The organism is Corynebacterium macclintockiae (assembly GCF_027570165.1).
In the GTDB taxonomy this organism is placed as follows: Bacteria; Actinomycetota; Actinomycetes; order Mycobacteriales; family Mycobacteriaceae; genus Corynebacterium; species Corynebacterium macclintockiae.
The window spans coordinates 345,276-357,706 of the sequence record NZ_JAKMUV010000002.1; the positions used below are offsets into that span (position 1 = coordinate 345,276).

Below are 12,431 nucleotides of genomic sequence, written 5' to 3' on the forward strand. Positions count from 1 at the left end.
TCTTTAGGCTTCCTTCGAACCGTTCAGGAACACCAGGCGGAACTTGCCGATCTGAATCTCGTCGCCGTTAGACAGAACGGAGGAGTTCTTCGGCTCACGGTTAACGTAGGTTCCGTTCAGGGATCCGACGTCGACTACCTCGTACTGGTCGCCATTGCGGCGGAACTCTGCGTGACGGCGGGAAACGGTGACATCATCCAAGAAGATGTCGCTGTCGGGGTGGCGGCCAGCCGCGGTGGTCTCCTGATCCAGCAGGAAGCGGGAGCCAGCGTTCGGGCCACGCTTCACGACCAGCAGCGCGGAGCCCTCGGGAAGACCCTCCACACCGGCGGGAGAGGCATCGTGCTGAGAACCAGATTCCATCTCCTTTAGAAGGTCTGCGCGGAAGACCGACGTGGTCTCGACAGATGCCTCCGGCACTCCGGTGTTATCGCTCATGGCTTTAAAGTCCTCTCATTCGAACTAATCGGTTCGGCTTTAACAATACGTCTAACAATACCCTAAAGCAGTTAGCGGAACATCTGAACGATAGATCCCATCACAGACCCCCCGGAGGAGGACAGCGGGTTGTCGTTCACCATGTAGGTCCACGTTGCGCTGGGCTTATGCAGGCCCAGGTCGCCCAGTTGGGCACCCTCGGAGGTAATCTCGACCTCGTCAAAAGTCTGGCGGGCCTTTTCCACCGCGCGCTCGGCCAACTCGCCGAAAGCGGCGATAGACATGCGGTGGAACTCGTCGATAGGCGATTCGCGGGCGATGGCGCGCAGGTGGATCGACTCGCGCACATCGTCCAGGTAGGCCAGGTGCTCCGACCACTCGTTATCCAGGTGGAAAAGCATGATCTCGCGGGCGGCCTGCTCTAGTACTTCCTCGCTGATGCCCTGCTTCTTGAGCTCCGCGGCCCGGTCGACGTTGTGGTAGCTCAAGTCATCCCAGGCTGCGGCGGTATCCAGCAAGGTGTCGCGACGGTCGTTTACGATGTCGCGCTGATCCTTGATGAGCTTGTTGTACTTCCACGTGGTGGCGTGGATATCCAGCATCTGGCCTTCGGTCACGCGCTGGCAATGGTCCACGAACTGCAGAACCTTCTTCTGCGGCAGCAGGCCGTCGTCCTCAGGCTGAGCCTGCAGCTCCTCCCCTGCTCCGCCGATGGCGACCACGTCGTCTTCCAAGGAGACAAAGAACACAGAGCTGCCCGGGTCGCCCTGGCGGCCTGCGCGGCCGCGGAGCTGGTTATCCAGGCGCTGGGAACGGAAGCGCCCCACGCCGACGACATGCAGGCCGCCGGTCTCCACGACCTCGTCGCGCTCCGCTTCGTCGGTGCCACCCAGCTTGATGTCCGTGCCGCGTCCGGCCATCTGCGTGGAGACGGTCACTCGGCCCGGACGGCCTGCCTCGGCGACGACGGCCGCTTCGGCCTCGTGGTTCTTCGCGTTCAGCACGGAGCATTCCACGCCAGCGGATTGCAAAGCCTCGGCCAGTTCTTCGGATTCCGCGACGTCCTGAGTTCCCACCAGCTGCGGCTGGCCGGTCTTCTGGATTTCGATGATGTGCTTGACCACTGCATCGTTGCGCTCGGCGGCGGAGACGTACACCCGGTCAGCCTCGTCGAAGCGGACGTTCGGCACGTTCGGCTCGATCACGGAGACCTGCAAGTTGTAGAACTGGCGCAGCTGGTCGCCCGCGGCCAGCGCGGTGCCGGTCATGCCGCACACTTCGGGGTACATGCCGACCAGTGCCTGGATCGTGACCTGGTCGAGGATACGACCGCCGTCGGTGACGTCCAGGCCCTCCTTGGCCTCCACTGCGGCTTGCAGGCCGTCGGGCCAGCGCTGCAGTTCGGCGACGCGTCCACGGGAGCCGTCAATAAGAGCAACCTTGCCCTCACGCACGATGTAGTGCACGTCGCGGATCAGTAGGTGCTCGGCGTGCAGGGCAACGTTGACCTGCACCAGCAGATCGCCTTCGTCCTCGTAGAGGGAATCCACGCCCAGCCGCTTTTCCACGAAGGCCGAGCCTTCGTCGGTCAGGAAGACGTTGCGGTGATCCTCGGAGATGTGGAAGTGCTTGTCTTCCTCCATCCGCTTGACCAGGTCGGTAATGCGACCTGCGGGCGCGGGGCCTGGCTCGGAACCGGCCAGGACCAGCGGCACCAGGGCCTCGTCGACCATCACCGAGTCTGCCTCGTCGATCACGGCCACGTCTGCCGGGGTGCGCACCTGGTCGGAGCGGCGGGTAATCAGCTGGTCGCGCAGCACGTCAAAGCCAAGCTCGTTGATGGCGCCGAAGATTACGTCGCGGGAGTAGACCTCGCGCCGCTGGTCCGCGGTCAGGTCCTCGTTGATCGCGCCGTGGGACAGACCGAAGAAGTCGAACATCGGGCCCATCCAGTCGTTATCGCGACCGGCCAGGTAGCTGTTCACCGTGATGACGTGTACGCGCTTGCCCTGCAGCGCGAAGCCCACGGCGGCCATCGCGCCGGCCAGGGTCTTGCCCTCACCGGTGGCCATCTCCACCACGTCGCCGTGCAGCAGGCGGTAGGTACCCTGCATCTGCACGTCGAAGGGCTCCATGTTCAGGGTGCGGCTGGCTACCTCGCGGAGAATGCCCAGCAACGCTGGAGCGTCGTCTACCTGCCCGCCGAAATGGTGGCCATCCTCGCTAGTGGATTGTTTGGTGACGACGTCCGAGGCGGCGTCGCGAAGCTCCTCATCGCTTAGCCCCGAGTAGCGCGACGAGTCGGCCTGAGCGACCACGGCCCGGCTTTTCTTCTGATTCTTCTTCGGGGAAGATCCCATTGCCTTCCAGAACCAGTCAAATGCCATGAATGTGCCCTTCGAGTGAGAGATGTAAAAATGTACTGACCACGTTAACCGACTAATGGCAAGAGGCGATCTATGACCCGCACGATACGCTCCGTTCACGTGACCATGCCGACGAAAAACGGCTGGCAGCTGGCAGGAACGGTAGATATGCCGCGGGATGTGAAATTGGAGGATTCGCCCCGGCGGGCGGTCGTCGCGCACTGCTTTACGTGCACGCGCGGGGCGATTGGAGTGACGCGCATTTCTAAGGCGCTGGCCCGGGCAGGTTACGCGAGCTTGCGGTTTGATTTCGCGGGGCTGGGTGATTCTGACGGGAGGTTCGAGGAGACCACGCTGGCGACGAATGTGTCCGACGTGCAGGCTGCCGCCGAGTGGTTCGGCGGGGCGGAGTTGTTGGTGGGACATTCGCTGGGAGGCACCGCGGTGCAACGGGCGGCGGCGGCGATTCCTTCGGCTGAAAGCATCGTAACCATCGGCACCCCTTTTGAGCTGCGGGATACCGCGAAGCGCGCGCCGGAGATCATGCACATGTTCGAGCGCCAACGGGAGCTTTCTTTGGGCCAGGCGCTGCTGGATGAGCTCGCCACGGCCGATTCTGCCGATACCGTTGCCGCTGTTTCTTCTAGTGACGCCACGTCTCTGGTGCTGCACTCCCCCGATGATCTGGTAGTTCCAGTGGCAGAGGCGCATGCAATGAGGGCGGCTCTGCCGCGAGCGGACTGGGTGAGCTTGGAGGGCATGGATCACCTGCTTTTGCAAAGAGGATCCGGGCAGCGAGTGGGCGAATTCATCGCAGCATGGGAGAGCTTGCGCCTACAGTAGGGGCATGGCTGAAGAAAAACTGACTTTTATTCCGACCGCCGACCTGGTGGACATCATTGGTAGCGACGTGCGCAGCTGCGATACGCAGTTCCGCGACCTGGGCGGTGTGGTGGAGTTCTGCGGCAAGATCACCACGGTGAAGTGCTTCCAGGACAACGCGCTGCTGAAGAAGGTGCTGCAGGAGGATAACCCGGGTGGCGTGCTAGTGATCGACGGCGATGCGTCGATGCACACCGCACTGGTGGGCGACATCATTGCAGGCATGGGCAAGGATCACGGCTGGGCCGGAGTGGTGGTTAATGGGCCGATCCGCGATTCCAAGGTGATCGGCCAGATGGAGTTCGGCTGCAAGGCGCTGGGCACCAACCCGCGTAAGTCCACCAAGACCGGTGAGGGCGAGCGCGACGTGACGGTGAGCTTCGGCAGCGTGGACTTTGTCCCAGGCGAATACATTTACTGCGATTCGGACGGCATTATCGTTACCGACAAGGCTGTGCAGCCGGTATAAGCAGGGGATTTCATAACGGCGATGGGAGTGGGGTAACCTATCGCCGTTGCCTTTTTTACAGGGCTTCGGCGGACTGTGGCGCAGCTTGGTAGCGCACTACACTGGGGGTGTAGGGGTCGCAGGTTCAAATCCTGTCAGTCCGACCAATTTCATTATTCTGGGGGGCATGACCTCACCATCACCACAGAAAAAGAATAACTCTCCTTGGTGCAGGTATTGGGCTGGCACTGACCTACAAAGAATAACTAAGGCTTCTTTACATATGGCAGGCCTTCGATCACTTCGTCGTTATCAAAAATGACTGAGCGACCGCATCTAAGGCAACCCGTTGTGACGCTCGGTCCACGAGGTTGTTGACTTTGATTCCGGCAAGCAGCTCCTCGGCACTTCCAAGGGTGCTCCCCCGACGCCACCGGCAAAGCCCACACCGCCCTCACCCAAGCCCTCCGTCTATATCGACGCCCTCGCCGACGCGGTAATCCGAGGCGAGTACGCCAAGGTCGACAAGAAAGGAACTCTGACCTTCACATTTAGGGAGGACTCCCAAGTCTCATGTCGATGCTGACTGGTGAACAGAAGTGAGGTGGAGATGACGTCCGTGCCAATGTTCAATCAGCCAACGGTCATGACTGGCGATGATGAGAGTTCCTCGCCAGTCCCGTAGCGCGTTCTCGAGTGCATCCATCGATTCCAAATCAAGGTAGTTAGTTGGCTCATCAATGATCAACAAAGCTGGCTGTTTCGCTAGGGCGACTGCAAATTGAGCCCGGCGTTGATTCCCTGCAGACAAGTTCACGATGGGAGTGCTCCACATTGAAGGATGCAGAATTCCTTTTCCAGCCTCGCCGACGCCATCTTGCCACCTCTCCGAGTCAAATCCTGCAATTGAACCATCAGGAAGCGTCTGCGGCACCACGCCGACGGGATCATCACGGGTGAGGGTGCCACTGTTCATAGTCCCCTCGGGTGCGTTTCCTGTGGCGATCCAGTTAAGCAGGGTTGATTTACCCGCCCCGTTTTCTCCTGTCACGAGGAGGTGCTCGCCTCGCCCTAAATCGAACGTAACCGGCAAAAGCCGACCTGCCACTGTCGCATCTCTGAGCGAGACGGCCAAACCAGTTCCGGGGTCAATCTTGAGGGAGGGGAACGCCAGGTTGTAGTGGCGGGGTTTCCGTATCTCTCGCTCTGAAATGCGTTCCAGGCGGACGTCGTCACTTCGGGTTCTTTTTGCCGATGTGGCTGCTGCGCGATCGGTGAAGAACTTCTTCTCTTTGCGGGTTGCGGTTTCAACCCGAACCCCACCACGGGCGATCTTCATGCTTTCGCGCCGATGCTCGTGTAGCTCGCGTTTCTCAGCTTGCTGTGCGGCGTGGATCTGTCGGTGTTTTGCACGGGCAGTCTTCTTCGCCAGCAGGTAGTGCGTGTAGTCCCCTGCGTTGCGGTACAAGCCCACGACCTTCTGTCCGTCCGCTTTGGCGAGTTCTTGCCAAACGGTGATGTCCATGTCGTAGATGGCAGTGGCGGTGTCGTTGATGAAAGATCTGTCGTGGCTCGTAGCGAGCACAGGGCCGTTCCAGTTCTTGACAACACCAGTGAGGAAATCGGCTGCTTCATGATCGAGATGATTGGTCGGCTCGTCTAGGATCAACACCTCAGGTCGCATCATCAGCAGGGTAGCCAGTTTCAGGCGTGCACGCTGACCTGGCGAAAGGGTCTGCATCATTCGATTGCTTCCCGACCCCATGAAATCTACGAGTCCCAGTCCTGCGAGTGTTTCATTCACTCGTGCATCCAACGACCACACATCAAGGGCGTTCAACCGGGCAAGAAGTTGGTCAAACTCCATTGCTAGATGAGTGTCTCCCGCTGCCATGGCTTCTGTGGCTTGGTCGAAGCGCGTGAGTAGCTCATTAAACGGTTTAAGCGCCGAGTCAAGGAATTGCGCAACGCTGCCGTCGAAAGACTCTGGATCGGGAACGTGCTGAGGAACAGGCCCAGAAACAATTCGGCCCGAATCAGGCGTCAACTCACCAGTGAGGACCCTTAACAGGGTGGATTTGCCGACCCCGTTCGGGCCAATCAAAAAGGCGCGTTCACCGTTTGGCACATGCAAACTCACACGGTCGAGAATGAGGCGGGAGCCGAATGAAAAAGAAATAGAATCGAGCAAAATTTCGGGCATAGTAATCTCCAATAGGAAGAAGTAACTTCAGTCACGTCTCAGCAGAGCTGAGTGGAGATCACATGTTCACCGGAATTACACGCTCCTCGGTTCGGGTAGGTCGTCAGTCGACGAATCCAGTCTAATTATACGCGATTATACGCGATTCGCTGAGACTCAAGCGGCTCCGTAATAGGGGCGAAACGCTGAATTGACCAGCTGCCTCCGTTTTGAACCAATCAGACGACCAAAACGCAGTTCGCACGCATTTGTATCCGTCGTGGCAAGAAAGTTTCGTACACGGTGCGTGAAGCACCGTCCGAGGCCAGTCCGATGTCGTCGGAAGCGAAAAGAATATCCACCATGAGCCGGATCGCGTCACGCGGAGTGTAGAACGCACCCGCGGCTTTGCCCTTGGTGTCGAATGCCTTGTACATGACGTGCTCGAAGAGGTCACCCATCTGGGCATCCGGCAGCGCCTCCATACTCATGTCGATGGTGGCGAAGTGTTTGACCACCGGCCACAGGCGTGAGGCACTGTCGAGAGTCTTCATCTTCACCGCGAAATCGAAAGCATCCCACACGTCGCGGACAGAGGCCGAGAACGCACCGACATAATCCATCAGCGCCTCATATACATGGTCGTCGAGCTGCGCGATCCGCGGCAAGTCCAGGCGAGAAGAGTTATAGAAGGAAAGACCAAAGCGAGCCTGCACCTCCCAGTCGATCATCTCGTCGCTGAAGCCCTCCTCCTGAAGACTCCATACCAGGTCGAGAACTTCATCTTTGGTCGGGGCGAGAATGCACTCAAGACGTCGCAGCACCGTCATCGGCAGAATATAGTCTCCGTAATCTTCAGGCTCGACGATGGAGCGCAGAAACTTGTCCGCTGTGTTCCAAACGGCGGACTGATTGAGTTCCGCTGTACTCATCCGGGCATGCCTCCTTGGGCCGAAAGTCTCAGTGCCCCTACGGTAAACGCACTGTCCAAAATCGTTCTCGAGACACGCACGTGCTGTCTCGCCTTCTAGTGCATCACCCCCGATAGACACCGTGCTGCTATGTTCGAACGAAGTATCGAACAGCTTCAATCCTTCAAGCTTTGCTGTCTTGCCTTATAAACCACCCTTAGCCACCCCTCCCACTCTCTAACGCGCTACACCTACCCCACTTCACTGCTTCAAGACTTAAGAACGACCTTCCTCCCCAACGTCAACTACTGGTTGACACACCTGTCAACCTATGGTTGACTAACTGTCATGGATCCATTGACGAATATCCGACACACACTGCAAGCAGTCAGCCTCGCCGAACACGAATTGGAGGATGCCGTCTCGCAAGCAAGAGATGCAGGACATTCATGGGCGGACATTGGGCAAGCGCTCAATGTTTCCCGCCAGGCAGCCTTTAAACGATTCGGTGCGGTGCGAAACCCCTTTACAGGAGAAACCATGGCCCCAGTATCAACCGACAAGCTCCCAGAGATTTCCGACAAGCTCATTCGCCACATTGCCAAGGGCGAAGAAGCAGAAACCATTGAAATGCTCGATCCGCACGTCCGCGAGGACCTCCCCTGGTCCGTCATCGTGGACGTTTGGACATCAATCCTGACCGACTTCGGCGAGCTCCAGGAGATCACCGACCAGACGATCGTCCCCATCAAGGGAGACCGCAACGCGGCACCGGAGTCAGAAGCACTCTCCGCAAAAAGCACGGGCACCTCTGTCGTCGTCTCGACGCTCAACCACGAAGCCGGCGAACTGATGTCTCGGATCGCCGTCAGCAGAGAGGGCACGGTCGTTGGCGTTCTTTTCTTGACGCCCGATGCCACGGACTACCCGTTCTAAGTCAGCTCCCGTAGTGGTAGCGGCGATCCGCCGTCTGCCACCACAAATAGTCCCCCCAAGGCAGACTCATCTCAAACGAGAATCATTAGTCCTCAATGAGGGCGTGGTGGGCGCCGCGCCCCCGCTCCAGGTTCTCGATGGAACCGAGGAGGCGGCGAGCGTTCTCGGGAGAGCGCAAAAGGTAGGCAGTTTCCCGCAGTGATTCATACTCGGTATAGCTAATCGGCTTCACAGCGCACCTCCTGTCCTGAAAACCGCCGCAGGTCGTGTGCCTTCAATACTATCTGCCCCACTCGGGGTAGAAATCGCCTCTATTGGCGAGTTACCAGCCCCTGTGAGGTAGACTACATCCATGGAGCTCTTGCTGATTTACCTCGGTGTGGTCTTCGTTTGTGGCCTCATTGCTTGGGCCGTGCGGCTCCCACCCCTTATTGGCTTCCTCGCAGCCGGTTTCGCGCTCCACGCGGCCGGTGTGGAACACGTTGATTCCCTGGACCTTTTCGCCGATATCGGTGTGACCCTCATGCTCTTCGCCATCGGCCTACGCCTGGATCTTCGCGCGCTGACGGATAAGGCAGTCTGGCTCACCGCGAGCGCTCATGTTCTCGTGATGACGCTTATTGGTGCTGGCTTCATCACCGGCCTCGGCGCCCTCGGTGCCTTCGGCCCCACCGATTTCTCCGTGGCCGTAAATATCGCTCTGGTCTTGAGTTTCTCCAGCACCATCGTCGTCATCAAGATCCTGCAGGACCGAGGCGACGAGCAAGCCCTCTACGGCAACATCTGCGTCGGCGTGCTGATCATGCAGGACATTCTGGCCGTCGCGTTCATGAGCATCCTTCGGGGCGAACCGCCACGCCTGGCCTCCCTGCTGCTAGTCGCCATTGTCCCGCTGCTGGCATTGACCACCCGCCGTTGGTACAAGCTCGGCCACGGCGAGCTTGGCTCCCTGTTCGGCATCGTTATGGCATTGCTGCCGGGTTACGCACTCTTCGAATGGGTGGGGCTCTCCGGTAGCCTCGGAGCCCTCATCATGGGCGTGGTTCTCTCCCGCTCCCCCGGCGCAGAACAACTCAGCCACTCCCTGTTTACCCTCAAGGAGCTACTGCTGGTTGGCTTCTTCGTCAACATCGGCTTCCTGGGTCTACCAAACCTGCAAAACCTCGCCGACGCTGCCCTGTTGCTCATTCTGCTGCCCGTCCAAGGCATCGCCTACTGGGCGATCCTGTGGGGCCTCGGACTGCGCAATCGCACCTCCGTTCTCGCTTCACTATTGTTGGCGAACTACTCGGAGTTCGCGCTCATTATCGCTGCTCTCGGAGTAAGTGACGGTTGGCTCAACCAGCGCTGGCTGCTTTCCCTAGTACTCGCGGTATCCCTCAGCTTCGTCATTTCCGCAATTCTGAACCCGCAGAGTGTCTCGCGGGCAACACGCCTGGCAAAGCGCCTCCCGACGCGCCCGCCGCACAAGATCCACCCAGAGGATCGCCCCATCAAACTCGGCGATGCCCACGCCCTGGTTCTCGGCGTGGGCCGCCTGGGGGTGTCTTGCTACAACGAACTCACCGAGGTCTACGGCACGAAGGTCTTGGGCGTGGAGCACGACCCCGCCCGAGTGCGCCACCTGCAGGAGCGCGGTTACAACGTTGTGGAGGGCGACGCCACAGATATCGACTTCTGGGAGCGTGTGAAGGACAGCCACCAGATCGACATGATCATGCTTGCCATGCCCGCCCAGCACGCCAACGTAGACGCAGTAAAGGAGATTTTTGCCTCCAACATCAATCCGGAGGAATGCACCATCAGTTCAGTGGCCATGTACCGCGAGGATGTCGAGGAACTCGAAGAACTTGGGATCAACGTTGTTGTCCACCTTCAGGACGGTGCCGGCGAATCCCTCGCCGAACGCACCTTTACAGAGAATCAGCAGCGTCGCGCTCGGTCCCAGTAGCACGGCGGTCCGTGAAATACCGCACCGCATAGTACGCCGCAGCCACCACGACGAAGGCCACGCCCAGGAAGGTGAAGGCGCCCTGCCACAGCGGGTTATCGTGAGCCACGCCCTGGCCGAAGAAGCCGAACCTGCGGGACGTGGCGTTGCTGACGAAAGGCAGGAACACCACCGTCAATACCGCCACCACTGCGAAGCTCAGGAGCTGCTCAACAACCCAGCCCAGCACTCCCTTCACCTTGTCTGAGACCGCCTGTACCAGCCGGAACCCGGCGTCCAGAAAAACGACAAAGAGCGGTACCAAGAACACCCAGTGGTGATACCAGCTAAACGGCGAGATGATGCAGGCGACAACGCCGCCGAGGGCCATAATCATCGAGTAGTTACCGCGACGGTAGCAGCCCAGGACCACGATGCTGTACAGCACCACGATGGCGACAACGCCGACGAGCCACAGCACCGTGTTGTCGTAACCGAGGCGGTGCAAGACTGCGCCGAGGGACTGCGCGCCGGGATTGTCCTCGCCGCCGATGCGCTGGGTTTCGAAGATCTTGGTCTGCCAGAAAGACTTGGCGTCCGGGACGAACAGGAAGCCAATGACGACGGTCGCGAGGATCGTGAGGGTCATGTAGACCATCGCGCGCCAGCGCCTGCCCAGCAACAACGGCAGGTAGAAGAAGACCGGGGTGAGCTTAATGCCGGCGGCCACACCACTGAATACGCCGCCGCCCTTGTTGCCGGTGCGCCTGCGCAGGAAATCCAGGGCAACCAAGCCCATGAGGAAGATGTTGATCTGGCCCCAGAAGAAGGTGCCGAAAACCGGGGCCAGGTGGATGGAAGCGACTAGCGCCGCCAGGGAAACGAGGATTAGCCCCGGGGACCAGGCATAACCACGCTCGCGGAAAACACCGACAATCACCGCGAAAAGCACCAACGCGGTGAGCGCCAACCAGATACTCGCCGCAACCTCGAACGGGGCCAAGGGCAGCACCCTGAAGATCGCGCCGGAAAAGGGCGGATACGTAAAAGGAAGGCCCCCTACGAAAGGCTGGGAGTACAGCTCCTGCCCGCTGTTCAGAGCCACCGCCGCGTTGTAATAGACCTTAAAGTCCGTCGGCCACTTAAAGAGATTTGTGAACCAGGAAGCGCGAGTTTCCGGCAGAGTGAGCCGGTAGACCGCATACGCGGCGAGCAGGGCGAAAGCCACGAACGCGCCGAAAGCGCCCGGCAGCCTCTTGGTGGTGGACTCGGTTTTCACAGCCCCACCTTAAAACGCAGGATGCAAAAACCCGCTTAGGCGGTGCGGGAGTCTGCAAAAAAGGCATGACAAAAGTCATGGTGCAATTCGTGATGAACGGTATGCGCGCCCCCTTCGTCGGCGAAATAACGTGAAAACCATGAGCACAACACAACTGGCACACGCCATAGAAGTAAGCGGAATCAGCAAGACCTTCAACCCACGATCCAACAAACCAGTGCACGCGCTGAAGGACGTAAGCCTCAGCGTTCGCCCGGGCGAGATCATCGCACTGCTCGGCACCAACGGCGCGGGCAAGACCACCCTGGTGGACCTGATCCTGGGGCTTACCTCCCCGACCGCCGGCACCGTGAAGGTCATGGGCCAATCCCCCAAGCAGGCGGTGTACAACCAGAACATCAGCGCACTGATGCAGACCGGTGGCCTGCTCCACGAACTGACAGTGAAGGACACGGTGGAGATGATTGCCGCCGCGTTCCCGGAGCACCTGCCCCTCGACGAGGTCATCGAGCAGGCAAACCTGGAACCCATCTACAAGCGCCGCGTAGGCAAGTGCTCCGGCGGCGAGCAGCAGCGTCTTCGCTTCGCCCTGGCCATCCTCGGCAACCCGGACATCCTCATCCTCGATGAACCCACCGCTGGTATGGACGCCGGCGCACGCCACCGCTTCTGGGACTCCATGAAGCACCAGGCCCAGCTGGGCCGCACGATCATCTTTGCCACCCACTACCTAGAGGAAGCGGACAACTTCGCTCAACGCATCGTGCTGATGAATAAAGGCGAGATCATCGCCGATGGCACCACCGACGAGCTGCGAAACCTGAGCGCCAACCGTGTGGTCAGCGCCGAGTTCCCGGGCGGATTCCCCGAGTTGTCGGGACTTAGGGGCGTCATAAAAAGCGAAGTAAACGGCCATCGCCTGCGGATAACGACCGATGACTCTGACGCGCTTGCCCGGTACTTGCTGACGGAAACTGACGCCCGCAACCTCGACATCACCAGTCACAGCCTGGAGGATACGTTCCTCGCGCTAACGAACGAACACCAGGAGGCCTAACA

At 59.6% G+C, this 12,431-nt stretch carries 11 protein-coding genes and 1 tRNA gene; 6 read left to right on the forward strand and 6 right to left on the reverse strand.

Annotated features, from left to right (window positions below):
• Positions 1-3: 3 nt before the first annotated feature.
• On the reverse strand, positions 4-438 hold the full coding sequence (gene odhI / locus L8U58_RS03300; RefSeq protein ID WP_005294594.1) for an oxoglutarate dehydrogenase inhibitor Odhl: 435 nt from the start codon (positions 436-438) through the stop codon (positions 4-6).
• A gap of 71 nt (positions 439-509) precedes the next feature.
• Positions 510-2,825, reverse strand: a complete 2,316-nt coding sequence (gene secA2 / locus L8U58_RS03305) for an accessory Sec system translocase SecA2 (RefSeq protein ID WP_269954677.1) — start codon at positions 2,823-2,825, stop codon at positions 510-512.
• 72 nt (positions 2,826-2,897) lie between these two features.
• Between secA2 and L8U58_RS03310 the strand changes: the two genes are divergently transcribed.
• The 3 genes from L8U58_RS03310 (at position 2,898) to L8U58_RS03320 (ending at position 4,301) form a co-directional block, all read left to right on the forward strand.
• Positions 2,898-3,647, forward strand: a complete 750-nt coding sequence (locus L8U58_RS03310; RefSeq protein WP_269954678.1) for an alpha/beta hydrolase family protein — start codon at positions 2,898-2,900, stop codon at positions 3,645-3,647.
• A 4-nt stretch (positions 3,648-3,651) separates the two neighbouring features.
• Complete coding sequence (gene rraA / locus L8U58_RS03315) at positions 3,652-4,155, forward strand: ribonuclease E activity regulator RraA (protein WP_034967717.1); 504 nt, start codon at positions 3,652-3,654, stop codon at positions 4,153-4,155.
• Positions 4,156-4,224: 69 nt separating this feature from the next.
• Positions 4,225-4,301: transfer RNA gene (locus tag L8U58_RS03320), tRNA-Pro, on the forward strand.
• Positions 4,302-4,705: 404 nt separating this feature from the next.
• Here the strand turns inward: L8U58_RS03320 and L8U58_RS03325 are convergent.
• Together L8U58_RS03325 and L8U58_RS03330 are read right to left on the reverse strand one after the other, a co-directional pair.
• Positions 4,706-6,337, reverse strand: a complete 1,632-nt coding sequence (locus L8U58_RS03325) for an ABC-F family ATP-binding cassette domain-containing protein (protein ID WP_034981901.1) — start codon at positions 6,335-6,337, stop codon at positions 4,706-4,708.
• A gap of 218 nt (positions 6,338-6,555) precedes the next feature.
• A complete protein-coding gene (locus L8U58_RS03330) occupies positions 6,556-7,248 on the reverse strand; it encodes a type I restriction-modification system subunit M N-terminal domain-containing protein (RefSeq protein ID WP_034967712.1) in 693 nt (230 codons plus the stop codon).
• Between the two features lie 519 nt (positions 7,249-7,767).
• Between L8U58_RS03330 and L8U58_RS03335 the strand changes: the two genes are divergently transcribed.
• Positions 7,768-8,163 carry a hypothetical protein gene (locus tag L8U58_RS03335; RefSeq protein ID WP_034967709.1) on the forward strand — a complete coding sequence of 132 codons (396 nt, stop codon included), beginning with the start codon at positions 7,768-7,770 and terminating at the stop codon, positions 8,161-8,163.
• A gap of 85 nt (positions 8,164-8,248) precedes the next feature.
• Here the strand turns inward: L8U58_RS03335 and L8U58_RS03340 are convergent, their stop codons facing one another.
• Positions 8,249-8,395, reverse strand: coding sequence for a type II toxin-antitoxin system Phd/YefM family antitoxin (locus tag L8U58_RS03340; protein ID WP_141747035.1), 147 nt, complete (start codon positions 8,393-8,395; stop codon positions 8,249-8,251).
• A gap of 120 nt (positions 8,396-8,515) precedes the next feature.
• Between L8U58_RS03340 and L8U58_RS03345 the strand changes: the two genes are divergently transcribed.
• Entirely contained in the window at positions 8,516-10,114 is a 1,599-nt protein-coding gene (locus tag L8U58_RS03345; RefSeq protein ID WP_034967707.1) for a cation:proton antiporter family protein, read from the forward strand.
• Here L8U58_RS03345 and L8U58_RS03350 read toward each other — a convergent pair.
• Positions 10,077-11,372, reverse strand: coding sequence for a glycosyltransferase family 87 protein (locus tag L8U58_RS03350; RefSeq protein ID WP_051879606.1), 1,296 nt, complete (start codon positions 11,370-11,372; stop codon positions 10,077-10,079). The two genes, L8U58_RS03345 and L8U58_RS03350, sit on opposite strands and share 38 nt — an antisense overlap.
• Before the next feature lie 139 nt (positions 11,373-11,511).
• Here L8U58_RS03350 and L8U58_RS03355 point away from each other — a divergent pair, with 139 nt between their 5' ends.
• Positions 11,512-12,429: an ABC transporter ATP-binding protein gene (locus L8U58_RS03355; protein ID WP_269954679.1), complete on the forward strand. Its 918-nt coding sequence runs from the start codon at positions 11,512-11,514 to the stop codon at positions 12,427-12,429.
• Positions 12,430-12,431 lie beyond the last annotated feature (2 nt).

Excerpts from the sequence above, each read along its gene's own strand:
- odhI (WP_005294594.1), bottom strand. The coding sequence starts at position 438 with ATGAGCGATAACACCGGAGTGCCGGAGGCATCTGTCGAGACCACGTCG.
- secA2 (WP_269954677.1), bottom strand. The coding sequence starts at position 2,825 with ATGGCATTTGACTGGTTCTGGAAGGCAATGGGATCTTCCCCGAAGAAG.
- L8U58_RS03310 (WP_269954678.1), top strand. The coding sequence starts at position 2,898 with ATGACCCGCACGATACGCTCCGTTCACGTGACCATGCCGACGAAAAAC.
- rraA (WP_034967717.1), top strand. The coding sequence starts at position 3,652 with ATGGCTGAAGAAAAACTGACTTTTATTCCGACCGCCGACCTGGTGGAC.
- L8U58_RS03325 (WP_034981901.1), bottom strand. The coding sequence starts at position 6,337 with ATGCCCGAAATTTTGCTCGATTCTATTTCTTTTTCATTCGGCTCCCGC.
- L8U58_RS03330 (WP_034967712.1), bottom strand. The coding sequence starts at position 7,248 with ATGAGTACAGCGGAACTCAATCAGTCCGCCGTTTGGAACACAGCGGAC.
- L8U58_RS03335 (WP_034967709.1), top strand. The coding sequence starts at position 7,768 with ATGGCCCCAGTATCAACCGACAAGCTCCCAGAGATTTCCGACAAGCTC.
- L8U58_RS03345 (WP_034967707.1), top strand. The coding sequence starts at position 8,516 with ATGGAGCTCTTGCTGATTTACCTCGGTGTGGTCTTCGTTTGTGGCCTC.
- L8U58_RS03355 (WP_269954679.1), top strand. The coding sequence starts at position 11,512 with ATGAGCACAACACAACTGGCACACGCCATAGAAGTAAGCGGAATCAGC.